The following is a 24,918-nucleotide window of genomic DNA, read 5'->3' on the forward strand; positions in this document are numbered from 1 at the left end:
CCGGATAGAATATGGCGCTTGTGTCTAGCGGCTTTATGCGGTGAAAATAGATTCTGGCGCAGTACATCGACGATTTCCCGAAGAAATGGCACGCGAGAAGCCCGGAAACGGGAATACAAGCCTATCATTCTTATATACAGGAATGATAAAAAAGAGGGTAAGTTCCTTGGCAGGAACCTACCCTCTATTGGATATAATTTTTATGATTATTTTGCAGTGCGCATGGGATCATTTGTGATGCGGTAACAGAGCGTCATCAGGCTGTCGTTCAGATGGACATTTTCCACAATGGCATCCCCATATTTCATGTTGATGTCATAGTGGCTGAAATTCCAGAAACAGCGGATTCCCAGCGCATACAAGCGGTCGCTCAAGGATTCCACCGCGCTACGAGGAACACAGAGAACGGCCATAGTCGGCTTTTCAAGGTTGCAGAACCGCTCCAGGGTGTCAATGTTGCGCACAGTGAGACCATTGATGGTCCGGCCGATTTTGGCGTCGGCATTGTCAAAGATTCCCACCAGTGTGAAGCCCTCTGTCTCAAAGGAGAGATGGGAGGCGATCGCTTGGCCCAGGTTGCCCGCGCCGATCAAAACCGCTTTGTATGCGTGGGAGAGCCCGAGGATGTTTCCGATCTCTGTACAAAGCTGATCCACCATGTAGCCGTATCCCTGCTGCCCGAACCCGCCGAAGCAGTTGAGATCCTGACGAATCTGGGAGGCGGTGAGCCCCAGCTTTGCCGAAAGCTCGGTGGAGGAAATGCGCGTGACGCCCTTTTCCCGCAAAAGCTTGAGAAACCGATAGTAGCGGGGAAGCCGCCGGATAACGGACATGGAGATGTTTTCCCGTTTTGGCATAATTCGTAAGGTCCTTTCTATTTGAGAAAAAGAAAGCCGGTAAAGGTTGCGCCTTATACGAAGGAGATCAGAGCATCGCTGCGAGGCGCTTATCAATCTCCTTCAGGAAGGTCTCCGTGTCCACAGTGGTCTTGTTCGGCAGCTTGGAGAGGCTGGCCAGGTCGCCGGTCATCACGCCTTCTTCAATGGTCTGGATGGAGGCGCGCTCCAATTTATCCGCGAAGTCCATCAGGGCGGAGTTGCCGTCCAGCTCGCCGCGCTTGCGCAGGGCGCCCGTCCAGGCGAACAGGGTTGCCATGGAGTTCGTGGAGGTCTTTTCGCCCTTCAGATGTTTATAGTAATGGCGCTGCACGGTGCCGTGCGCTGCCTCATATTCATATACGCCATCCGGGGAAACCAGGACACTGGTCATCATAGCCAGGCTGCCGTATGCCGTGGCGACCATGTCGCTCATCACGTCGCCGTCGTAGTTTTTGCATGCCCAGATATAGCCGCCCTCGGAGCGGATGACACGGGCCACTGCGTCGTCGATCAGGGTGTAGAAATATTCGATGCCCGCCGCATCAAATTTCTCTTTGTACTCCGCGTCGAAGATCTCCTGGAAGATGTCCTTGAAGCGGTGGTCGTACTGCTTGGAAATGGTATCCTTGGTCGCAAACCAGAGGTCCTTTTTCTCGTCCAAAGCGTAGTTAAAGCAGGAGCGCGCAAAGCTGCCGATGCTCTTGTCCAAGTTATGGACGCCCTGGATGATGCCGCTGGATGTCTGGAAATCGTGGATGGTTGCGCGGGTCTCCTTGCCGTCCGCATCCGTGACGACCAGCTCTGCCTTGGAGCCTGCGGGCACCTGCATCTCCACATTGCGGTATACGTCGCCGTAAGCATGACGCGCAATGGTGATCGGCTTTGTCCAAGTGGGGATGAACGGGGTGATGCCTTTTACCAGGATCGGGGTGCGGAAAACCGTGCCGTCCAGCATGGCGCGGATGGTGCCGTTCGGAGACTTCCACATCTCTTTGAGGTTATACTCCTCCACACGGGCAGCATTCGGCGTGATGGTGGCGCACTTGACGGCCACACCGTATTTCTTGGTAGCGTTGGCGCTGTCCACGGTCACCTGGTCGTTGGTCTCGTCGCGGTGTTTCAAACCGAGGTCGTAATACTCGGTTTTCAGGTCGATATAGGGCGTGAGCAGGATATCCTTAATCATCTTCCAGATGATGCGGGTCATCTCGTCGCCGTCCATCTCCACCAGCGGGGTGGTCATAGGAATTTTATTGGCCATGGGAAATCCCTCCATTTATTTTATATAGTTTAAATTATTTGGATTGCTCTCTTGTATAGTTCAGCAGGCCGCCGGCAAGGACCATTTCGCGCTGGCGTGCGGAGAGAACCGCTTCCGCCTCAAATTCAATGCCTTTGGTCAAATCTTTGACGATGATCTTCGAATTGCCGGCGATGGCGGAACGGATGTCCGGCAGTTCCAGCTCGTCCATCTGGTCGATACGGTCATAATCGGCCTCATCCTTAAAGACCAAGGGGAGGATGCCGGCGTTTGCCAGGTTCGCGCAGTGGATGCGCGCGAAGCTCTTGGCGATGACCGCCTTGACGCCCAGATACAGCGGCACCAGTGCGGCATGTTCGCGGGAAGAACCCTGGCCATAGTTTGCGCCGCCGATCACGATGCCCTTGCCGTACTCCCGGCAGCGAGCCGGGAATTCCTTATCGCAGACGCCGAAGCAGAAATTGCTGAGGTACGGAATGTTGGAGCGGTAGGGGAGGATCTTTGCGCCAGCCGGCATGATGTGGTCGGTGGTGATGTTGTCGCCCACCTTGAGCAGCGCTTTTGCCGCGATGGTTTCCGGCAGCGGGTCCGTCGTGGGGAACTCTTTGATGTTCGGGCCGCGCAGGATCTCGACCTTGTCCATCTCGCTCTCCGGCGCGGGCGCGACGACCATATTGTCGTTGATGAGGAACTTCTCCGGCAGAGCGATCGGCGCTTCTTCGCCCAACGTCTGCGGGTTCGTAAACACGCCGGTCAGAGCGGAAGCCGCTGCAGTCTCCGGGCTGACCAGATAGATCTGGCCGTCGGCCGTTCCGGAACGGCCCTCGAAGTTGCGGTTGAAGGTGCGCAGGGAGATGCCCTTGGAGTTCGGGGACTGGCCCATGCCGATGCAGGGGCCGCACGCGCATTCCAGAATGCGGGCGCCCGCAGCGATCAGGTCGGCCAGAGCGCCGTTTTGTGCGAGCATATTGTAAACCTGCTTGGAACCCGGGGCGATCGCAAGGCTGACATCCGGATGGACGGTTTTGCCCTTCAGGATGGAAGCGACGCGCATCAGGTCCAGGTAGGAGGAGTTTGTGCAGGAACCGATGCAGACCTGATCGACCTTGATTGCGCCGATCTCGTCCACTGTCTTGACGTTGTCCGGGCTGTGCGGGCAAGCGGCCAGCGGGACCAGCTCGGAGAGGTCGATGGAGATTTCTTCGTCATAGACCGCATCCGGGTCGGAGGAGAGCTCCACCCAATCCTCCTCGCGGCCCTGTGCCTTCAGGAAGGAGCGGGTGATCTCGTCGGACGGGAAAATGGATGTGGTAGCGCCCAACTCAGCGCCCATATTGGTGATGGTGGCGCGCTCCGGAACGGTCAGGCTCTTGACGCCCTCGCCGGCATACTCCACAATTTTGCCAACGCCGCCCTTGACCGAAAGGATCTGCAGGACCTTCAGGATGACGTCCTTGGCAGAAACCCACGGGGAGAGCTTACCCGTCAGATTGACGCGCAGCATTTTGGGCATGGTGATGTAGTAGGGGCCGCCGCCCATGGCGACCGCGACGTCCAGGCCGCCCGCGCCCATGGCCAGCATACCGATGCCGCCGCCCGTCGGGGTGTGGCTGTCGGAGCCGATCAAGGTTTTGCCCGGAATGCCGAAGCGCTCCAGATGTACCTGGTGGCAGATGCCATTGCCCGGCCGGGAGAACCAGATGCCGTGCTTCTTGGCGATGCTCTGAATAAAGCGGTGGTCGTCCGCATTTTCAAAGCCGGTCTGTAGGGTATTGTGGTCGATATAGGCAACGCTCCGCTCCGTCTTGACCCGCGGAACGCCCATTGCTTCAAATTCCAGATAGGCCATGGTGCCGGTCGCATCCTGGGTGAGGGTTTGGTCGATCTTCAGGCCGATCTCGCTGCCGACCGTCATTTCGCCGCTCACAATATGGTTTTTAATGATCTTTTGCGCCAAAGTCAGTCCCATATGATTTTCCTCCATTTTACTTTCGCAAGTTTTCGTGAGTGATCCTATCTAATTAATTATTCCTATTATCGTTCAAATTGCTAAGATTGTCAATATATTCACACAGATGCTTCTACAGGATTTCTGCGTCGTTTTTTGGCACAATTCCAAGAAATTGCCCCAAAGGAATGATCTTCGTTTGAAAAGTTCCAGAGCGAAAGGGGGATTCCCGATAGGCGCCTGGGTTGAATGCGCAAAAAAATGATGCTATAATACAGGGGAAACTTGCACCGAACCGCAATTTTTCCACTCCCGCTGCGTATGAACGGCGGCGGGGCCGGAACACTAAGCGGTAGGAGGTGGCAAGTATGGAAAAAACGTATTCGGCCATGCGTGCCGCGCGCTACGCTGTGGCGCAGCCGGCCGGCGCCCGAAACGATAGCGGAGAAAATAAAGACCGCAGCGAAGCGCGCGACGATGAAAAACAGCAGACCGACCAGATTGTGGACACCGGTTCGGTGATCACCGGCGATGGCCGGCATATGATCCATTGCCTGACGGTGATCGGCCAAATCGAGGGACATAATGTTTTGCCGTCGCAGAATAAGACCACAAAATATGAGCATGTGATCCCGCAGCTTGTGGCGATTGAGGAAGAACCGCGGATCGATGGGCTGTTGATGATTTTGAACACCGTGGGCGGGGATGTGGAAGCCGGCCTTGCCATTGCGGAGCTGGTCGCCGGGATGAAAAAGCCGACCGTTTCCCTGGTGCTGGGTGGGGGGCATTCCATTGGGGTGCCGCTGGCTGTGGCGGCCAAGCATTCGTTTATTGCGCCGAGCGCGACGATGACGATCCATCCCGTCCGGATGAATGGCCTGATGTTGGGGGTCCCGCAGACGCTGGAATATTTTCAACGGATGCAGGAACGTATTACCCAGTTTGTGACCGACAACTCCCATATTACGCCCCAGCGCTTCTACGAGCTGGCGATGAACACGGAGGAACTGGTGATGGATGTGGGGACGGTCCTCGATGGGCCGGACGCCGTGAAGGAGGGCCTGATCGACTCGTTGGGAAGCCTTTCCGACGCAATCGACTGTTTGTATCAGATGATCGACAAGGCAAAAAAGGCGGAGAAGAAGGCATCAAAGTCCACAAAAAAGACCGGCAAAAAGGCATAAAGGCCGTATCCTTGCGTAGGAGACGGAATCTGGCCGGCCTTTCAGCCTTGTTTTGGAAGAATGGGCGCGGCATATGCCGCGCTTTACATATTTGCTTTTCAATAGATGGCGGCTCCGATCCGCCGGAGTAATTGGGGGATAAAGTGGCTGGTAAATACGCAAAGAATACAAAAACTGCAAAAAAGAGCGCGCCTGCAAAGCGGAGCAGCAGCCCGCAGGCAAGACGGCAGGCGGAAAAACAGCGCGCGGCCAATCGCCGGGCCAGTGAGAAAAAGACCACGAAGGCTGAGCGCGAAGCGAAGCACGCAGAGGAAGCCAAGCAGCACAATCAGATTCTGGCCATCGTGCTTTTTGCGCTGTCCATCTTCATGGCCTGCTTGGTTTTAATCGAGGGCGACCATGTATGGCTTTGGTTACATAATCTGTTGATGGGCCTGTTCGGGACATGCGCCATCCTCTGGCCCGTGTTGCTGCTGTATATTTCCATTGTCACGGCGTTTGAACGGCGGAACGGACGAATGCGCGTGAAGATCGGCATCATGGTGGGAATCATCATTTTGGTGTGCGCCGCGTTCTACATCTTTGGGGAGTCGGCGCAGGAGAGCGCACCATTCTTCCAGACGCTCGGCAGCCTCTATGGAAAGGGCATCGAGCGCTCCGGCGCGGGCCTTGTGAGCGGCCTCCTTGGAATCCCGCTGGTGCTCCTGTTGGGGACGGTTGGCGCACGCATCGTGATTGTCCTGTTGCTGTTTGTGGCGGTGATGATCCTCACCGGCACCAGCCTGGTACAGCTTTTCCGCACCGTCGCAAAGCCGGCGGAGGTGGTTGCCAACAACATCGGCGAGGCGCGTGAACGCCGCCAGATCGAGCGGCAGCGCGATATGAACATCGACATTGCGTTGGACCCGGACGATCCCAACCAACTGCCTGCGCATCCGGTCAAGTCGGTTAAGCCGCAGAGGAACGAGAAACTCGAAAAATTGGAAAAAGTATTCCATTCGCCGGATCCTGTTTTGGATATGGAGGACGGACCGGGAACCTCGAAGGCGGAGGACGCTGCGGAAGTGTTCCGCAAGCCCATCGGCGTACAGCCCACGGATTCTGTGGTAGAGCCCGTGGAGGGTGCTCCCGCGGAAGAGCCGCCCATGCCCTTCGTGCCCAAGCCGGTGGAACACAGGAAGCCTGCGGCTGAGCCAGCTGCGAAAGAGGTGCAGCTCACCATGATGGACGAGCCGCCACAGGACGGCGAGTACCATTTCCCGCCGGTCTCGATGCTGGAGACCACCAAGGCGACGGATGAAAACGAAATTGCCCACGAATTGCAGACAAACGGCCGGATGCTGGTTGAGACGTTGAAGAGTTTTGGCGTGCAGACAAAGATTCTGGACATCTCCCGCGGCCCGGCGGTAACGCGCTATGAATTGCAGCCTGCGGCCGGCGTCAAAATCAGCAAGATCACCAACCTTGCGGACGACATCGCCATGAACCTGGCGGCCTCCGGCGTGCGCATTGAGGCGCCGATCCCCGGAAAGGCCGCGGTGGGCATTGAAGTGCCGAATAAAAAGGTCAGCGTGGTGCGCATGCGCGAGCTGATCGAATCGAACACCTTCGCCACCAGCAAGAGCCGCCTGACCGTGGTGCTGGGGCGCGATATTGCGGGTGAAATCGCCACAGCCGACCTCGCCAAGATGCCGCATCTGCTGATCGCCGGTTCCACGGGTTCCGGTAAGTCGGTGTGCATCAACTCGTTGATCGTCAGCCTCTTGTACAAGTCCACGCCGGACGAGGTGCGTTTCCTGATGATCGACCCAAAGGTGGTCGAGCTCGGCATCTACAACGGCATTCCGCAATTGTTGGTGCCGGTTGTGACCGACCCGCGCAAGGCCGCCGGAGCGTTGAGCTGGGCGGTCACGGAGATGCTCAAGCGGTATAAGATCTTTGCGGAGAACAACGTGCGCGACCTTGCGGCGTACAACCGCCTGGCAAGCTCCTGCGGCTATCAGGACGAGCAGGGCCAGCCCATGCAGCATATGCCGCAGATTGTCATCATCATCGACGAGTTGGCCGACCTGATGATGGCCGCGCCGAACGAAGTGGAGGACTCCATCTGCCGCCTGGCGCAGATGGCGCGCGCCGCGGGCATGCATCTGGTCATCGCCACGCAGCGCCCCTCGGTCGACGTTATCACGGGCATTATCAAGGCGAATATCCCCAGCCGGATCGCGTTTGCGGTTTCCTCACAGGTGGATTCCCGCACCATTCTCGACATGGGCGGCGCGGAAAAGCTTCTGGGCCGCGGCGATATGCTGTTTTCGCCGGTGGGTTCCCCGAAGCCGATCCGCATCCAGGGCTGCTTTGTCAGCGACAGCGAGATCGAGAGCATCGTCAACTTTATCAAGAAGTCACAGGAGCCCGGCTATGACGCGAGCATCGCAGAGGAGATTGAAAAGAACGCCGTTGCAGAAAAGGGAAGCTCCGGGGCGGACGCTTCGGACTCCGACCAAGATCCCATGATGCCCGAGGCGATCAAGTGCGTGGTGGAGGCTGGCCAGGCTTCGACCTCCCTGCTGCAGCGCCGCCTGCGCTTGGGCTATGCCCGCGCGGGAAGGCTGATCGACGAGATGGAGCAGATGGGCGTTGTCGGCCCGCATGAGGGCAGCAAGCCGCGCCAAGTGCTGATTACCTATCAGCAGTGGCTGGAGATGAACATGCGCGTCAGCGACGAGCAGAGCAACCAAACAGACGAATAAAAACCATCACGGGCCGCTTCCGCTTTTCCGAAGCGGCCCGACGACGCAAAAGGGATAGGAATATGGCTTTTTTACCGATTACAAAGGAAGAGATGTTGGCGCGCGGATGGGATGCGCCCGATTTTGTGCTGGTGACCGGGGACGCCTATGTGGATCACCCGACCTTCGGCACCGCGATCATTTCGCGCCTGTTGGAGCATTACGGCTATCACGTGGCGATCTTGTCCCAGCCGGATTGGAAAACCGACCGCGATTTTCAACGCTTTGGCAAGCCGAAGCTGGCGTTCCTGGTCAACGCGGGGAACATCGACTCCATGGTGGCGCACTATACCGTGGCGCGCAACCGCCGCAAGACGGACGCCTATTCGCCGGGGAACCGCCCCGGCCTGCGCCCGGACCGCGCGGTCACAGTCTATTCGCAAAAATGTAAAACCCTCTATCCGGACGTGCCGGTCATCATCGGCGGCCTGGAGGCTTCGCTGCGCCGGTTTGCCCATTACGATTATTGGGCGGACAAGGTCCACCCCTCGGTTTTGGTGGACTCGGGCGCGGACCTGATCTCCTACGGCATGGGGGAAAAGCAGGCCATCGAGATCGCCAAGCGGCTGCTGGATGGGGAGCCGGTTGCCAGCATTACGGACGTGCGCGGCACCTGCTACCTGGTGCCGACGCGCGATTACCGGCCGGGCCCGGCGGTGGAATGTCCCAGCTATGAGCAGGTCTGCGCGGACAAGCGCGCATATGCCCTGTCCTGCCGGAAGCAGCAGGACGAACAGGATGCGGTGCGCGGCAAGCGGGTGATCCAGCGGCATGGGAATCAAATTCTGGTACAGAACCCGCCGATGCCGCCGCTGACCCAAAAGGAGCTCGACGAAGTCTATGAGCTTCCCTATGAACGGACCTATCATCCCTGCTATGAGAAGGTCGGCGGTGTGCCGGCGATCCAGGAGGTGGAATTCTCCATCACGCACAACCGCGGCTGCTTTGGCGCGTGCAATTTCTGTTCCATTGCCTTCCATCAGGGGCGCGCGGTCACCACGCGGAGCGAGGAATCCGTTCTGCGGGAAGCCAAGCTGTTGACGCAGAATCCCCATTTCAAGGGATATATTCACGACGTGGGCGGGCCGACGGCCAATTTCCGGCACCCGTCCTGCAAAAAGCAGGAGAAAGCGGGGCTGTGCCCAGGGAAAAAGTGCCTTGCGCCGAAGGCGTGCCCTGCGTTGCAGGTGGATCACAGAGAATATCTCGATTTGTTGCGCAAGGTACGCGCCCTGCCCGGCGTGAAGAAGGTCTTCATCCGGTCGGGCATCCGGTTTGACTACCTGATGGAGGACCCGGACGACACTTTTTTCCGCGAGCTGGTGCAGCACCATGTGAGCGGCCAGCTCAAGGTCGCGCCGGAGCACTGTACGGCGCGCGTGCTGGACTGCATGGGAAAGCCGCACATCGAAACATACCTCGCCTTCCAGAAGCGCTTTTTTAAGTTGACCAAAGAGATCGGCAAGGAGCAATATTTGGTTCCCTACCTGATGTCCTCGCATCCGGGGAGCACGCTGAAAGACGCGGTGGAGCTGGCGCTTTTCATCAAGAAGAACCACCTGCACCCCGAACAAGTGCAGGATTTCTACCCCACGCCGGGGACAATCTCCACCTGCATGTTCTATACCGGATTGGACCCATATACAATGAAGGAAGTCTATGTCCCGCGCACCAGCAAGGAAAAGGCGATGCAGCGGGCTTTGATGCAGTATTTTATCCCGAAGAATAAACCGCTGGTGCTGGAGGCGCTCAAGCTGGCGGGGCGCACGGACCTCATCGGCCGTGGGGAGAACTGCCTTGTCTGGGGGCCCGCGCCGGAGGCGCCCCAGAGGAAAAAGACGGATGCGAAGCGTGGGAAGTATCCGTCCAAGAACAAACCGGAGCACCGGCGGGGGAAGCGCCGGTAAGGGGGAACCGTCATGGGGCAAGAACGCATGGGGCGGAAACGGTATGTTGCGATCCTGCTTCTTTTGCTGGTGATCGTGCTCTTCGCCTGTTTGCCGGCATCGTCCGCGGTGTGGCGCGATGTGCGCCGGGCCTGCGGATTGGGGACCTTTTCCGATGCGGCGGACGATGCGCCCTTTGCCCTCCACGTGTTGGATGTCGGGAAGGCGGATAGCCTTCTGTTGGAGTGCGGCGGCGAGGCCATGTTGGTGGACGGAGGGACGCCGGACCGGGGCGAAGAGGTGGTCCAATATCTCACCCGTCGGGGAATTGATTCCCTGCGCTATGTGGTGAACACGCACCCGGATGCCGACCACATCGGCGGCCTGCCGGAGGTGTTGCAGGCGTTTCCCGTGGCGGCATACATCGCGCCGGAGCTTTCGGTGGATACGGTGGAATACCGCCGGACCCAGCAGATTTTACAGGAAAAGGCCATTGCGGTGCAGTATCCGCAGGCGGGGACCACATTTTCCCTCGGCGGGGCGGAGATCGAAGTATGGACGCCGCCGTCCGCCGCGGACGGTCTTAACAACCATTCGCTCGTTTTGCGCGTTGTCTACGGGGACACGGCCTTTCTATTGATGGGCGACGCAGAACGAGAGGAGGAAGAGGCGCTTTTGGCGAGCGGCATGCCGTTGCGCGCGGATGTGCTCAAGGTAGGGCACCACGGAAGCGATACCTCCACGGGGAAAGCACTGTTGGACGCAGTGCAGCCACGGTATGCGGCGATTTCCACGGCATGGGATAGTAGCCGCCTGCCGCGGGAGACCGTGCTTCGCCGGCTGCGAAGCGCCGGGGTTGCGTTGTACCGCACCGACGTCTGCGGGACGCTCCTGTTCCTGAGCGACGGCGAAACCGTGCGGGTGGTCACAGAGAATGAGGCTTGCGCCTGAGCGCACTTTCGTGTATGATGAAAAGGATTCAAACAAGGGAGGAATCCATCATGCGAATTTTGGTGATCGACCGTTTCGAAGGCACCTATGCGATTTGCGAGGATAAAGATCAGAAATTTTTCGCCATTGAAACCAATGAGCTTCCCGCCGGGGCAACGGAGGGAACGGTTTTGGAGATCGACGACGAGGGCGTCCTTCATATCAACGAAGAAAAGACGGCGGCGCGCCGTTCGAAGATCAAAAAGCTCCAGGACAAGCTTTGGAAAGAATGAAGAAGACGGAAAAAGCCGGCCTTCCCGCATGCAGGAAGGCCGGCTTTTTGCATCCGGAATGCAGAGAGCATGTGAATATTTTTGACATTATAGAATATTCCGGGAAACGGATTGTTTTGTATCCATGGCTGTGCTATGCTTTTTCTATGCAAGAAAAGAAAGAAGGCGAAAGGATGCAGAACCGGATGGATTTACGGTCTTTGTTGCGTTTGGTCGGACGCAGCAGCCCAATCTGGCTCCTGTGTATGCTGCTTTGTGCCGCAGGGGTCTATGGGGTTTCCGCGTATTGCATCCCGCCCTCCTATACGGCGTCCGCCACCCTCTACATATACAATTCGCAGGAGGACACCCGTGAACTGAACGCCGGAAATGTGGACACCTCCCGAAAACTGGTTAGCACCTGTTCCGTCGTTTTGCAAAGCGACCGCACATTGGAGCAGGTTTTGCGCCGGACGGGTGGAAAGCGTTCCCTAGAAGAGCTGCGCGGAATGTTGCACATGGAAGCCGTCGATCATACGGAAATTTTGCGCATTTCGGTGTCGTCTGGCGACCCGGAGGAGGCGGCCACCCTCTGCAATACGCTGTTGGACTGTGCGCCGACGGAACTTTTGCGCGTCTTGCAAGGGGGTAGTGTAAAAGTGATCGACACAGCCGCCGTGCCGGAACATCCGGATTCTCCCAATGCCGTTGTAAATGCCATTTTGGGGGCTGTGTTGGGATTGGCCGGTTCGATCACGGCGATTTTGACATGGAATCTCCTGGATGGGCGTGTCCGCACTGCGGAGGAATTGGAGCCGTGCGGCGCACCCGTGTTGGCGGAGATCCCCATCCCGTTTCATTTGGGGGAGGAGGCCACATGGTGCGAAGGAAGCAACCCAAACATTTCAAGCAATCCCCGCCTTTGTTGACGGATTTTAGCCCGCCGGAGTTGTGGGACAGCTATCGGGCGCTGTACACGCGGTTGCTTCTGCCTACGCAGGTGAAGGAGCAGCGTGCCGTGGCGGTCGCCGGGGTGCGGCCCGGCGCTGCCCATGCGGTGGTCTGTGCAAACCTGGCGGCGGTGGCGTCGCGTTCGGAACGGGTGCTTCTGGTGGACGCCTGCCTGCAAACCCCACAGCAGCACGCCCTTTTTCAGGTATCGAACGTCCACGGTTTCTCGGAGGCCCTTTTGGGGCGCTGTGAATGGGCGGCTTGCGTCCAGAAGAACGCCCGCCCCGGGCTGGACCTGTTATCCGCTGGTGCTTGGACACCGGATGTGGCCGCTTGTTTTCACACAGCACGCGTGGAAGCGCTGTTCGAGGAAGCGCGCCGCTCCTATGGCCTTGTGTTGGTGGACACCCCGCCGGTCTGCTGTTCGCCGGACGCGCTCCTGGTTGGACAGTCTGCGGCGGGCGTTTTGTTGGTCGTTTGCAAACACAGGGACCGGCGCACCGAAGTGCAGGAGTCTGTTGCGAAACTCCACGGCGCGCAGGTGCCCTGTTTGGGCAGCGTGCTGGTCCGGGAGATGCGCAGCAGGGCGCCTTTTTGTATTACAAATTGTTAAATTGCATCCCACTTTTGCAGGGTGTATTTTCCTCCTGGGGAGAGAATACTATTTCCCAGAACCAAAAGGAGGAACTTGCGATGTTTCAGAATACCGTGCATGGGGAATGTATCTATGGAAACCTGCTCAACGGCGAATGGGTGGAATCGGAATCGGGAAAACAGTTGGAAATCCGTTCGCCGGTCGATGGGAGCTTGATTGGAAAAATCCAGGCGATGACAAAGAAAGAGGTTGACGAGGCCATCCAGGATACCAAGATGCATGCGCGCACTTGGGCGGAGACCCCCATCTATGAGCGGGCGGAGGTGTTTTACCGTGCAGCCGACCTGCTGGAAGAACGCGCGCAGGAGATCGCGGAGATCCTGACCATGGAGGTTGCGAAGGAAAAGAAATCGGCGCTGTCCGAAGTGACACGCTCCGCGGACCTGCTCCGCTACACCGCAGATATGGGAAAGAGCATGGAAGGGCAGGCGATCAGCGGGGAAAACTTTCCCGGAGGCTCCCGGCGGAAGCTTTCATTTGTCCGGCGGGCTCCCCTGGGGACGGTCTTGGCGGTTTCCCCGTTTAATTATCCGGTGAATCTCTCCGTCTCAAAAATTGCGCCGGCGCTGATCGGCGGCAATACGGTGGTTTTGAAGCCTCCCACCCAGGGGTCCATCAGCGCCCTGCACCTGGCGGACGTCCTGCAAAGTGCAGGGCTGCCCGGCGGCGTGCTCAACACCGTGACCGGGCGTGGAAGTGAAATCGGGGACTATATTGTCACACATGAAGGAATTGATTTCATCAACTTTACCGGCAGCACAGAGATTGGAAGGCATATTTCCAGCTTGGCACGCATGACGCCGCTCCTGCTGGAACTCGGCGGCAAAGACGCAGCCATCGTGTTGGAGGATGCCGACCTCGACTTTGCCGCCGACGCCATCGCGGACGGCGCATATGCCTATTCCGGCCAGCGGTGTACAGCCGTCAAGCGCGTGTTTGCAACGGACAGCGTGGCGGACCAGCTGGTGGAGAAGCTCAAAGCGCGCGTAGAGAAGATGCAGGTAGGCGATCCGCGCGACGGCGCGATGATTACCCCCTTGATCGACGAGAAGGCGGCGGAATCCGCCATGGAGCTGATTGCGGAGGCCTTGGAAAAGGGGGCGGCGCTGGTGACCGGGAACCGCCGGGAAAAGAACCTGGTCTATCCAACCCTGTTGGACCGCGTGACCGAGGAAATGGAGGTGGCTTGGAAGGAGCCTTTCGCGCCAATTTTGCCGGTTATTCGAGTGAAAGACATTGACCAAGCGGTGGAGCTTGCGAACCGTTCCGAATATGGGTTGCAATCCTCCGTATTTACCAACGACATCAACCGGGCGTTTTCCATCGCGGAGCGGTTGGAGGTCGGTACGGTGCAGATCAACAATAAAACGGAGCGCGGGCCGGACCATTTCCCGTTCCTCGGCGTCAAGGCCAGCGGCATGGGGACGCAGGGCGTGCGGTATTCCATCGAAGCGATGACCCGTCCGAAGGCGATCACCGTGAACCTGCGGGAAGATTTCTAAAATGGGTTGTGTAGATATATACAGGTGTTTATCTAATAATAGCATATCTAAATCTCTTGTGCAAGAAGTATTTTCCGTAGAATAGGAAATAAGGAGTGACGGATATGCGAGATGAGGACTTTGGCACGATTCGAATCAAACTGGAAGAAGTCATTCAACAAAGTAGCTTGAGCAAAAATAAAGTCGCGCAGCTTTCGCAAACGCAGAGAGGGCAATTGAACCATTATTGCAAAGGGGACATCCAGCGCATCGACTTGGCGATTTTATCGAGGCTTTGCTATGCGTTGGATTGCCGCGTGGAGGATGTTTTGGAGTATATCCCACCACAAACAAAGAATTCTATATAAAATGGGAGAACCTGTTGTGGAATGCCGGGAAGCATCCACAGCAGGTTTTTGTAGTCATACGCGCAACGGCAGGCTGGACAAGGAACTTCCCGCCGATTCTTGCCCTTTCCCGGGGATTGTAGTACCATGTAAGGAAAGAAATCCGAAAAACATCACAGAACCGTCACAGAGCTGTGCGAAAATACGGAGTATCACAAGGAGGAGTGCACATGTATCGCATATTAGTGGTAGACGATGAGGATAAAATCCGCGCATTAATCCGGAAATATGCAGAGTTCGAGGGCCATACCGTACGCGAGGCGGCGGACGGGATGGAGGCCGTGCGCATCTGCCGCGAACATCCGGATGATTTTGACATCATCATCATGGACGTGATGATGCCGGAGCTGGACGGCTTTTCTGCCGTACGCGAAATTCGGAAATATAGTGCCACGCCCGTGCTGATGCTGTCCGCGCGCGGCGAAGAATACGATAAAATCCATGGCTTTGAACTGGGGATCGACGACTATGTGGTCAAGCCTTTCTCCCCAAAAGAGCTGATGATGCGCATCAATGCCATTATGAAACGAGCAAAGCCCGCGGCCGACCAGCCCAAAAAAGATCAGGTGAGTTTCGAAGGGCTGACCATCGATTTCACCGGCCGTATCGTCACGATCGACGGGGAAAAGGTCGATCTTTCGCCAAAGGAATACGACCTGTTGTTCTACTTTGCAAAGAACCGCAACATTGCATTGACAAGGGAAAATTTGATTACAAATGTCTGGGGCTATGATTTTTATGGGGACGACCGGACCCTGGACACCCACATCAAGCTCCTGCGGAAAAGCCTCAAGCAGTACAGCAAGTTTATTGTTACGTTGAGGGGAGTTGGCTATCGATTTGAAGTTTGAATCGTTGCTGAAACAAATGAAAGACCGTCTCAGGGAGCGTTTTTCCAACCGCATTGGGATAAAATGGGGATTGTTCTCCGGCTTTGCTGCCTTTGCTGCAATCATTTTGGTGATGCTGTGGGTCTTTCAGATTATGTTTCTAGGAAGTTTTTATAAGTTTATCAAGGTGAGCGATATCAAGAATTCTGCCCAGACCATCGAGCGCAATATCAATTCCGATGACTTGAGCACGCTCATACAGAATATCGCGCGGGACAATCAAATTTGTATCATTGTCTCGGATGAATACGGCGATTTGTTCTATTCGGAGGACGCCCTGCCCAATTGTGTGATTCATCGCCTCAACGGTTTGCAGCGCGCGTTTATTTATGAGATTACCCGCCGGAACGGGGGCGTCTATTTTGAGCAGTTCCCGGAGGACAATATGCGCACAGTGCCGAATTGGGATCAACAGATACCAGAAAACCCGGATTCGCCAGAGAGCATGATCTACACTTTCATCACCGAGCGGGAAAATGGCAAACACCTGTTGGTTTTGCTCAATTCCACCATTTCACCCGTTGGCTCCACTGTGCAGACCCTCCGCGTGCAGCTCACGTGGATCACGGTGATTATGTTGATCTTGGCATTTTTCCTGGCGCTATTTTTGTCACGGCGCATTTCAGGGCCGATTATCAAGATCAATTCCTCCGCGAAGGTCTTGGCGCAGGGAAACTACGATGTGCAATTTGCAGAAAATGGGTATCGGGAGATTGCCGAGCTGGGCGCGACGCTCAATTATGCAGCGAAGGAGCTCTCCAAGGTGGAGACCCTCCGGCGCGACCTGATCGCCAATGTCTCGCACGATCTGCGCACGCCGTTGACAATGATTACAGGCTACGCAGAGGTCATGCGCGATCTTCCCGGGGAAAATACGCCGGAGAATGTGCAGGTCATCATCGATGAGGCGAACCGCCTGACAACGCTGGTCAACGATATGCTCGACCTAAGCAAAATGCAGGCCGGGGCGCAGAAGCTTTCCCCCAGCTTCTTTGATCTGACGGAGAGTGTACGGGATATTTTAGGGCGTTATAACAAGCTCACGGATTACCATATCAGCTTTACAGCGGATCGGGACGTCACCGTGTATGCCGATGAACTGAAGATTTCGCAGGTGGTGTACAACTTGGTGAACAACGCGATTACTTATACCGGCGAGGACAAGGTGGTCCGTTTGCGCCAGACCGAACACGACGGAAAAGTTCGAATCGAGGTGCGCGACACGGGCGAGGGAATCGAGCAAGATAAGCTCAAAGATATCTGGGAACGCTATTACAAGGTGGACAAAGCCCACAAGCGCGCGCAAATCGGGACGGGCCTGGGCCTTTCGATTGTCAAGACGATTTTGGATATGCACGGCGGCGCATACGGTGTACAGAGCGAGCAAGGTGTGGGAAGTACCTTCTGGTTTGAACTGGATGTGCAAGGGGATAGCGTTGTTGAGGCTCCGAAGCCCCTCTCAAATGTCTCAAGATAAATTGCGCTGTTTTTTCCTTTGCTATATGCTATAATATGAAACAGCAGGAATCGCCTTTTTGGGGAAACAAAGCATACAATCCGTATAATCTATCCTTATTATACAAATTGGATTTTAGTTTAGCGTGTACGTATGCAAACCCCAGATATATTTTGGAGAGGAGGCGGGTATAAGCGATTTTAGATGGCTTGTACCGCATTTATGAACATATCGGTGATCGGTTGCGGGAGATGGGGCAGTTTTTTGGCATGGTACGCAGATCGTCTGCAGCACCAGGTGGTATTATACGGTCGGGAAAGTTCCCAGAAGATGAAGACGCTTTATGAATGCCGTAGCAATGGGCTGGTGACGTTGGAGGGCTCCGTCGTCTTGACCAGCGATTTGGGCGCAGCAGTGAAACATGCGGAAATCCTGGTGCTTTCCATTGGGGCCCAAAGCTTGCGGGCTTTGATGCAGCAGCTTTCTGTACTCGATTTGAACGACAAGGCGATTGTGCTTTGCATGAAAGGTATTGAAGCTTTAACAGGCAAGCGCCTGACACAGATTGTAGAAGAGTACACCCCAAAGACAACCACTGTCTCCATTTGGGTGGGACCGGGCCATGTGCAGGACTTTACCGCAGGCATCCCCAATTGTATGGTCATCGATAGCCGCAGCCAAGAGGCAAAAGAAATGTTGGTCAAGGCGTTCTCTAGCGAGCTCATCCGGTTTTATTACGGCAGCGACTTAATCGGCAATGAAGTCGGCGCGGCGGCGAAAAATGTGATCGGCATTGCAGCGGGGATGCTGGACGGCAAGAATAAGACGGCGCTCAAAGGGGCGCTGATGGCCCGCGGTACACGCGAGGTGGCGCGTCTGATTAAAGCCATGGGCGGCAATGAGATCACTGCCTATGGCTTGAGCCATCTGGGAGATTATCAGGCGACCGTTTTTTCGCAATATAGCCACAACCGCCGGTTTGGAGAGGCGTTTGTCCGTGGGGAACCCTATGAGGAGCTGGCGGAAGGCGTGGCAACTACAACTGCCTTACTGCGCCTGTGTGACCTGTACGGTGTAGAAATGCCGATTTGTAATGCAGTGGATGCCGTAGTCAACCGCGGCGAAGATCCCGACCAAGTTCTTCTGGATCTCTTTATGCGCAGCTTAAAGAAAGAATTTTAGCTGCCGGCTTTGTTGACAAATTTGGTATATATTATTACAATAGAAGAGCGCCTAGCTATAGAGCGGGCGAATTTTACCGCTGCACGGCGGCGGATAAAAAAGGAGAATCTGTATGAGTGAGAATTGTACGCACGATTGCAGCAGCTGTGGGGAGAATTGTCCCTCCAGGGAGGCAAATCCTGCGGATTTTTTGGAGAAACCCAATGCGATGAGCCATATTAAAAAGGTAATCGGTGTGGTTAGCGGAAAGGGCGGCGTTGGCAAGAGCATGGTCACATCTATGCTGGCTGTGCTGCTGAACCGCCGCGGCGCACATACTGCCGTGTTGGATGCAGACATCACTGGCCCTTCGATCCCGAAGGCATTCGGCATTCATCAGAAGGCAATGGGCAGTGAGTTTGGCATCCTTCCGGCGCGGACCAAAACGGGCATCGACATCATGTCGGTCAACCTTTTGCTGGACGACGAGACAGCGCCCGTTGTATGGCGTGGCCCGATTATTGCCAATACCGTCAAGCAGTTCTGGACGGACGTCATTTGGGAAAACGTTGACTATCTGTTTGTGGACATGCCTCCGGGGACCGGCGATGTGCCGCTGACCGTATTCCAGAGCATCCCGCTGGATGGAATTGTGATTGTCACTTCCCCGCAGGAGCTGGTTTCCATGATTGTGGCAAAGGCTGTGAACATGGCAAAGATGATGAACGTGCCGATCATCGGCATTGTGGAAAACATGAGCTATGTGAAATGCCCGGACTGCGGCAAGGAGATCAAGGTGTTTGGCGAGAGCCATGTGGAGCAGACGGCGGAGCAGTTTGGTTTGAAGGTGCTCGGCAAGGTGCCGATTGATCCCGAGATTGCGAAGAATTATGATGCAGGCCTGGCGGAGTTGGTCAATGTGGACTGCTTGGACGATGCGGCAGATGCGGTGGAACAACTGTAAGGCCCTGCTTTTCTAAATTTCTGATAACAGAAGTGAAAAATGGACATCCTGTTGTGTAGAGCGGACTTTTACACAACAGGATGTATTTTTATATAAAATTATAACGGGTAGTAAAATACAAACTGCAAAAATTGGAAAAAACAGTTTCATTTTCCAGAATACAGAGGTATAATGGGGACATATTTCCAAGGTCCGGCAAGCAGAGGCTGTGGTTACAACATGGGTTTCGGCGGCTGATAGGAATTGCCGTTGGCTGGCTTGTAAAAAGGGCTCGGAAAAAACTGGGCGTTAAGCTCCGCATGGATGGAGAAAACGGTTCTCTTTTCACCGGGCATAAGAGGAGGATTGTATTTTATGAAAACAGGAGTATCGAAAACACTTTGGTTGATTTCCGGTGTCCTATTGGTGTTTGCAGGTGTGCTCGCCATCGTTGCGCCGTCGTCCATTTTGTTATCGCTGACGATTGTGTTTGGGCTGGCAATGCTGATTTCGGGTATCATCAGCGTCGCGGTTTATATTTTTTGCAGTAAGCACCTTTATGGTGCAGGTTGGCTTCTAGCGGAAGGTATTCTAACCGCCCTATTGGGCCTCTTTGTTTTATGCGACCAGGTTGCAATGGTGAGCGTCATCCCCTATGTTTTTGGGTTGTGGACGGTCTTTTCCGGTGTGATCCGGGCCGTGGATTCCTTGGAGATCAAGCGATTTGGGGTTAACGGTTGGTATTGGATGATGCTCGTCGGTGTTGCTGAGATTGTATTGGGGTTTGCCACTTTTATCCGCCCGGTGATCGCCATCCAGATTATTGGGATTACAATGGGGATCGTATTCCTTTTGCAGGGGGCCGCGTCCTTGTTTATGTGGTGGTTTGAGAGCCGTTTACAAATGAAATAGATGTATTTTGGATAGGAGAAAAACGCCGCTTATATGCGGCGTTTTTCTTTAATCATAAGTTTTGCAAGGATACAAGTATAAGTGGGTGTATCCCCACAAAAATAGCTCATGGGGAAGCGATATGGCGTCCTATTAGATGAAAATATTTTGGAAGGCCGTGGAGATTTAGGCTTTCCCTTGACAATCGTTCAGGGTTTTTATAATATTAATATGCTTAATTGTTTATAAAACAAAATATTAGGAAAAGGAACGGTTGCCATATGGAAGAATATGAGGATTGGGAAGCACATTGTGGGAAAAAAATATTGGATCTCTTCTGGCGATATAAATGCGTAAAGCCTCTTTTTGTGCAGAGGGATGGCTTGCCGATGAGCGCTTTTTTTATGTTACATAAGATTGAGGTATGCGGAAAGCTGCAAAAAGAAAATGGCGGCGATGATGGCGTACGCATTTCTGAAGTAAGCCGACGTACACAAATGTCCATGCCAGCGGTGTCACAGATGCTGAACTCTTTAGAAGGGAAAGGGCTCGTTGCCCGCAGTATGACGAAGAACGATCGCCGTGCGGTGTTTGTCTGTTTAACTGAAAAGGGCAAGGCCCTTTTGGAACAGAACCGAAAAGAAATTTTTTCCATACTGGATGAAGCGGAACACCGGTTGGGAACAGAAAACCTCAACCAGCTCATAGAGTTGTCGGCCCGTTTGTTTGATATCTTATTGGAGATCGAAAAAGAAAAGTTGAGTGACAATCGAGGATAGTGATGTGCTGCATATGATGTTTTTATTGGCTTTCCATAAATGAAAGAGTTTGCATATTTGTAAATCGAAATTTTTATTAATGGTTTTTGTATATAGTAGGGTTATAAAAAGGGATAATAATCGGAAAAATACGAATGTAAATCGCACTTCAAATTGTTTATAATAACAATAACAGGAAGATGAGCAACATCTTCCAGATATATGTCCTATATTGAGGGTTTAGGCGGGCAGGCTATGAAAACCTGCCAAAACAATGGAGGTGCAGAGATGAAGGCAAAAAAGAGCAGAGTCATTTTGTCTGGCGTGTCCCTGCTGTTGGTGCTGTGCCTATTGGCGGGCGGCACAATGGCGTGGTTCACAGACACGGAGAAGGTCGCCACGAACTTCTCAGCAGGTATTTTGGATGTCAGCGTGAAGCCGGGGGAGACGGATGCGGAGGATCTCAGCTTTGAGAACCTGCGCCCGATGTTGTACGAGAACTTCTATAAGGAGTTGGAGGACAACGGGAATGCAAAGTGGGACAACGATGTAACGCAGGACGGCACGACCGGGCTGAAAGACAGCGACTATGATCCGGTCCCGGCGTACTTCAAGCCGGTAGAAATCAAGAACGAAGGCACACTGCCGGCAAAGGTGAAACTCTCCCTGGAAGCGGGCGATGGCTGTGCGGCTGGCGAGCCGGTTCTGACGGACGATAACATCACCATTACCCAGGATGGCAGCAAGCAGGACTGCGCAAACCGCCTGGCGCCGGTGCTGAAGGTGTTTGTCTACAAGCTCGTGGGCGATACGTGGACACGTATGGAAGGGGTCAACCTGAATACGGCGTATGACGAGGCCGTGGCGAACCCGGACGGTGTGGCATCTGAGAACACGGCGAAGGAAGCCAACCATACATACATGACAGCGATGATCCCGGCGGGCGGCACAGCACGCTATGTGATCGCGGGCTATCTGCCGGAGACGGTCGGCAATGCGTACCAGGGCCAGCACTACCACGGCAAACTGGTGCTGAATGCGTACCAGATGGACGACACCGAGGCTGGAAATCCGGACGAGGGCGGTTCCGGCACAGAGGACCCGGACCCTGCAGAACATCCGGAAGCATATCAGGTCCGTGTGGATTTCCGCAATACGGAGACAGGGGAACTGTTGGGACAGAGCTATTCGAAGATCTACAGTGATCTGGAAAAGGGCACTCATACGTTCGCACTAATGGATGCAGCACAGGGCTATGCAGCTGCCACCCACTATGTAGCCGCGCCGGAAGGCTATGTGTACGATCCAGCAGATCAGGCGTCGAAAGAAGTTGCTATTCCGGTATCGAATGGCCCGGCTGTCATTGAATTTGAGGTAAAGCCGGAGGACCCAGGTTTTGCAGGCGGCGATGGTTCGGAAGAGAACCCCTTCCTAATTATGAATGCCGAGCAGTTTAATAAGATCCGCAATTACAGCGACAAGCATTTTGTCCTGGGCGCGGATATTGCATTGGGCGAGTATGTGCCGACCCCGTCCTTCAGCGGTAGCTTGAACGGGGAATACCAGGGCGTCAAGTACAGTGTGAGTTATACCATCAATGGCGAGGACCACTTGGGCCTGTTTGAGACAAACACGGGTACGCTGAAAAATCTGACGATTGCAGCCGACAGCGTTATCAATACGACGGGCAATAATTGCGGCACGATTGTAGCGATCAACGGCGGCACAATCGAGGACTGCGTTTCCTACGGCACGATCAACGGGGTATTGGAAGCATCTCCGGAGAACGAAGGAAAAAATATGGATTTCGGCGGAATTGTGTTCCAAAATACAATAGACGCTGTGATCCGCAACACGACTTTCCAGGGAAAGATCAACCCCAATTTGAGCGATTCGGATATTATTTTGGCGCTTTATGAGGACATTGATATGTACTTCAATAACGGCGGTCTGGCCGTTCTCAATGCAGGAACCATTGAAAATTGCAAGGTGATTGCACCGCAAGACGGTTCCAATATTAAAGGTACCACGTATAATGCGGGTTTGGTTACGATGAACACGGGTACGATCCGCAATACGGCCGCTTCTGGAACAGAGGAGAACCCGGTCCTTTCCGTGCCGACGGATCCGGAATACCGGAACACTCTGACGGTCTGCCTCAATACCGGAACGATTGAATAAGCAGGGAGAAAGAGGTGTAATACATGAAAAAGAGATTGGTTTCTCTTCTGTTAGCCGTATGTATGTTGTTTTGTGTTTCGTCGGTGGCTTTTGCATATGATTATTCGATCGACGGAAGTTACCAGGTCGAGTACCGGATCAACGATAATGGCTATAAAACTTTGGGATATTTATGGGTCCCTTGCGGTCAGACGGTTACAGTGGAATACAAGTGGACAACTTCCCCGGCTTATCCATATGAATACGCCTGGGTGCTCCATGTGAATGGAGTGAAAATTCCTTCGCGTGGACTCAATCAATATGGCTGGCAGTATGCCTCCCCAAGCCTGGAAGAGGCGACGGGTATAGAAGGATTGACAGGGTTTGACATTGTGCCCGCACAATATGCGGTCATCCGGAATGGAAAGCCGAACCCGCTGAGCGTGGATTACACGGCGCCGGCTACGGGAAACGGCTCCGCTACCAAGTATTTTTCGCTCAGGCAGCTATCTTCGACGTTCTCTGTGTATTTTGAAGACGAGGATGGGAACCGTATAGAGAGCCTATCCTGTTCGTATCGCCCCATCTCCTATGGGGAGTTTACCCTTGATGCGGATGACGTGCAGGCATACTTGGCAGAAAACGGTTATGAGCTTGTCCCGCCGGAGCAGTCCCATACCGTAAATTATGGGGTGGATGCTTCCGGAAATGACGTATTTGAACCTTCCGAGGTGGTATTCACGGTGCGGCCAATCCAAGAGCAGCCGGACCCGGAGCCAGCAGAATTCAATGTGAAATTTGCTGACCAAGATGGAAATCCTATCGAAGGGCTTTCCTACACGCATACCGTTTACTCCGAAGGGGAATTTACCCTCGATAAGGACGATGTACGTGTATATTTGGCAGAAAACGGCTATATCCTTGAACCGCAGGAGCAGTCTTACACGGTGAATTATTCCAGCCAGGATGGCTTTAATCCCTCCGAAGTGACATTTACGGTAAAACCGGTAACAATCGGCGGTTTCTTCTAATGAAACCTAATTTTGCTAAATAGTGATTAACAAAAATACCCTTCTCTAACAACTTAGAGAAGGGTATTTTTTATGCCACTCTTTCTCGTTCAGCGGTTGTTTCCGCCTTTGTAATATGTTATAATAAAAATGCATAAATTTTATCATCTATAATCCAAAAACATTGTATAGGATGAAACGGGAGGAACGTTCTATGAAGGTACGCGATGTAGTAAAAATTTTAAAGGCGGATATCCTGGTAGAGGGCGACCTCGATTTGGAGGTCCGCACGGCGTGCGGCAGCGATATGATGAGCGACGTGCTGGCCTTTGTCAAGGATCAATCCGTACTGCTCACGGGCCTGACGAACCCACAGGTTGTGCGCACTGCGGAGATGATGGACATGCATTGCATCATCTTTGTCCGCGGGAAGGAGATTGACGCCACTGTCCTAGAGTTGGCAAAAGAGAAGGGGATCACCGTGCTGAAAACCCCTTACCGTATGTTTACCGCATGCGGGCTGCTCTATACCAATGGCCTGTCAGGGGGAAGTGAAGTCGGATGAGTGCCCTAACATTTGATTATGTGGTGCCAGGCGACGATTTCACCCAGGCTGGCGCGGCTTCCAGCGATGTAAAACGGAAGCTAAAACAGATTGGCTGCAATGCGGATGTCATCCGCCGTGTAGCGATCGCGATGTATGAAGGGGAAATCAATATGGTCATCCACGCGGGCGGCGGCACGGCGCATGTGGAAATTGACCCGGATAAAATTTATGTGGTTCTCGAAGATCATGGCCCAGGCATCCAGGACTTGAGCAAAGCGATGAAGGAAGGGTGGTCCACAGCGCCGGACAATGTACGTTCCTTGGGTTTTGGCGCGGGGATGGGCCTTCCAAATATCAAAAAATATTCCGATATCCTAGACATAGATACCAAAGTGGGAGAGGGGACAGCCCTTTACATAACTGTATTTACCGATAGGAACCGGGTGGGCGGTGATTAAAC

General features: G+C 54.4%; 22 protein-coding genes. 19 read left to right on the forward strand and 3 right to left on the reverse strand.

Features of this window, described 5'->3' with window-relative positions:
• Positions 1-206: 206 nt before the first annotated feature.
• The 3 genes from B5F54_RS03810 to B5F54_RS03820 all read right to left on the reverse strand — a co-directional run bounded on the left by B5F54_RS03810 (position 207) and on the right by B5F54_RS03820 (position 4,108).
• The gene (locus B5F54_RS03810) at positions 207-857 is read right to left on the reverse strand and encodes a redox-sensing transcriptional repressor Rex (RefSeq protein ID WP_087230750.1); all 651 of its coding nucleotides are present in this window, start codon (positions 855-857) and stop codon (positions 207-209) included.
• A 67-nt stretch (positions 858-924) separates the two neighbouring features.
• The gene (locus tag B5F54_RS03815) at positions 925-2,139 is read right to left on the reverse strand and encodes an NADP-dependent isocitrate dehydrogenase (protein WP_087230752.1); all 1,215 of its coding nucleotides are present in this window, start codon (positions 2,137-2,139) and stop codon (positions 925-927) included.
• Positions 2,140-2,173: 34 nt separating this feature from the next.
• A complete protein-coding gene (locus tag B5F54_RS03820) occupies positions 2,174-4,108 on the reverse strand; it encodes an aconitate hydratase (RefSeq protein WP_087230754.1) in 1,935 nt (644 codons plus the stop codon).
• A 347-nt stretch (positions 4,109-4,455) separates the two neighbouring features.
• Here B5F54_RS03820 and B5F54_RS03825 point away from each other — a divergent pair, with 347 nt between their 5' ends.
• The 19 genes from B5F54_RS03825 (at position 4,456) to B5F54_RS03915 (ending at position 24,916) form a co-directional block, all read left to right on the forward strand.
• The gene (locus tag B5F54_RS03825; protein ID WP_273700992.1) at positions 4,456-5,271 is read left to right on the forward strand and encodes a ClpP family protease; all 816 of its coding nucleotides are present in this window, start codon (positions 4,456-4,458) and stop codon (positions 5,269-5,271) included.
• 143 nt (positions 5,272-5,414) lie between these two features.
• Positions 5,415-8,021, forward strand: a complete 2,607-nt coding sequence (locus tag B5F54_RS03830; protein ID WP_242969622.1) for a DNA translocase FtsK 4TM domain-containing protein — start codon at positions 5,415-5,417, stop codon at positions 8,019-8,021.
• A 62-nt stretch (positions 8,022-8,083) separates the two neighbouring features.
• A complete protein-coding gene (locus tag B5F54_RS03835) occupies positions 8,084-9,967 on the forward strand; it encodes a YgiQ family radical SAM protein (RefSeq protein WP_087230756.1) in 1,884 nt (627 codons plus the stop codon).
• A 12-nt stretch (positions 9,968-9,979) separates the two neighbouring features.
• On the forward strand, positions 9,980-10,897 hold the full coding sequence (locus tag B5F54_RS03840) for a ComEC/Rec2 family competence protein (protein WP_087230759.1): 918 nt from the start codon (positions 9,980-9,982) through the stop codon (positions 10,895-10,897).
• Positions 10,898-10,947: 50 nt separating this feature from the next.
• Positions 10,948-11,169 (forward strand): DUF3006 domain-containing protein, encoded by a 222-nt coding sequence (locus tag B5F54_RS03845; protein ID WP_087230761.1) that lies wholly within the window; start codon positions 10,948-10,950, stop codon positions 11,167-11,169.
• Positions 11,170-11,354: 185 nt separating this feature from the next.
• Positions 11,355-12,077, forward strand: a complete 723-nt coding sequence (locus tag B5F54_RS03850) for a YveK family protein (protein WP_172749543.1) — start codon at positions 11,355-11,357, stop codon at positions 12,075-12,077.
• Positions 12,026-12,712, forward strand: coding sequence for a CpsD/CapB family tyrosine-protein kinase (locus tag B5F54_RS03855; RefSeq protein ID WP_172749545.1), 687 nt, complete (start codon positions 12,026-12,028; stop codon positions 12,710-12,712). The genes B5F54_RS03850 and B5F54_RS03855 overlap by 52 nt, the downstream gene beginning before the upstream one ends.
• A gap of 80 nt (positions 12,713-12,792) precedes the next feature.
• Positions 12,793-14,256, forward strand: a complete 1,464-nt coding sequence (locus tag B5F54_RS03860) for an NADP-dependent glyceraldehyde-3-phosphate dehydrogenase (RefSeq protein WP_087230769.1) — start codon at positions 12,793-12,795, stop codon at positions 14,254-14,256.
• A 104-nt stretch (positions 14,257-14,360) separates the two neighbouring features.
• Positions 14,361-14,603 carry a helix-turn-helix domain-containing protein gene (locus B5F54_RS03865; protein WP_087230772.1) on the forward strand — a complete coding sequence of 81 codons (243 nt, stop codon included), beginning with the start codon at positions 14,361-14,363 and terminating at the stop codon, positions 14,601-14,603.
• Positions 14,604-14,812: 209 nt separating this feature from the next.
• Positions 14,813-15,493 carry a response regulator transcription factor gene (locus B5F54_RS03870; RefSeq protein ID WP_087230775.1) on the forward strand — a complete coding sequence of 227 codons (681 nt, stop codon included), beginning with the start codon at positions 14,813-14,815 and terminating at the stop codon, positions 15,491-15,493.
• Positions 15,483-17,009, forward strand: coding sequence for a sensor histidine kinase (locus tag B5F54_RS03875; protein WP_330396768.1), 1,527 nt, complete (start codon positions 15,483-15,485; stop codon positions 17,007-17,009). The genes B5F54_RS03870 and B5F54_RS03875 overlap by 11 nt, the downstream gene beginning before the upstream one ends.
• A 201-nt stretch (positions 17,010-17,210) precedes the next feature.
• Positions 17,211-18,170: an NAD(P)H-dependent glycerol-3-phosphate dehydrogenase gene (locus B5F54_RS03880; RefSeq protein ID WP_087231017.1), complete on the forward strand. Its 960-nt coding sequence runs from the start codon at positions 17,211-17,213 to the stop codon at positions 18,168-18,170.
• Between the two features lie 112 nt (positions 18,171-18,282).
• Positions 18,283-19,113 (forward strand): Mrp/NBP35 family ATP-binding protein, encoded by an 831-nt coding sequence (locus B5F54_RS03885; RefSeq protein ID WP_087230778.1) that lies wholly within the window; start codon positions 18,283-18,285, stop codon positions 19,111-19,113.
• A gap of 354 nt (positions 19,114-19,467) precedes the next feature.
• Positions 19,468-20,004: an HdeD family acid-resistance protein gene (locus B5F54_RS03890; RefSeq protein ID WP_172749547.1), complete on the forward strand. Its 537-nt coding sequence runs from the start codon at positions 19,468-19,470 to the stop codon at positions 20,002-20,004.
• Between the two features lie 260 nt (positions 20,005-20,264).
• Positions 20,265-20,762 (forward strand): MarR family winged helix-turn-helix transcriptional regulator, encoded by a 498-nt coding sequence (locus B5F54_RS03895; RefSeq protein WP_087230784.1) that lies wholly within the window; start codon positions 20,265-20,267, stop codon positions 20,760-20,762.
• Between the two features lie 267 nt (positions 20,763-21,029).
• A complete protein-coding gene (locus tag B5F54_RS03900; RefSeq protein WP_172749548.1) occupies positions 21,030-22,922 on the forward strand; it encodes a TasA family protein in 1,893 nt (630 codons plus the stop codon).
• Positions 22,923-22,945: 23 nt separating this feature from the next.
• Entirely contained in the window at positions 22,946-23,932 is a 987-nt protein-coding gene (locus B5F54_RS03905) for a hypothetical protein (protein ID WP_087230789.1), read from the forward strand.
• A gap of 193 nt (positions 23,933-24,125) precedes the next feature.
• The gene (locus B5F54_RS03910; protein WP_087230791.1) at positions 24,126-24,476 is read left to right on the forward strand and encodes a DRTGG domain-containing protein; all 351 of its coding nucleotides are present in this window, start codon (positions 24,126-24,128) and stop codon (positions 24,474-24,476) included.
• The gene (locus B5F54_RS03915; RefSeq protein WP_087230793.1) at positions 24,473-24,916 is read left to right on the forward strand and encodes an ATP-binding protein; all 444 of its coding nucleotides are present in this window, start codon (positions 24,473-24,475) and stop codon (positions 24,914-24,916) included. Before B5F54_RS03910 ends, B5F54_RS03915 begins: the two co-directional genes overlap by 4 nt.
• The last annotated feature ends 2 nt before the right edge of the window (positions 24,917-24,918 follow it).

The organism is Anaeromassilibacillus sp. An250, from assembly GCF_002159845.1.
GTDB lineage: Bacteria > Bacillota > Clostridia > Oscillospirales > Acutalibacteraceae > Anaeromassilibacillus > Anaeromassilibacillus stercoravium.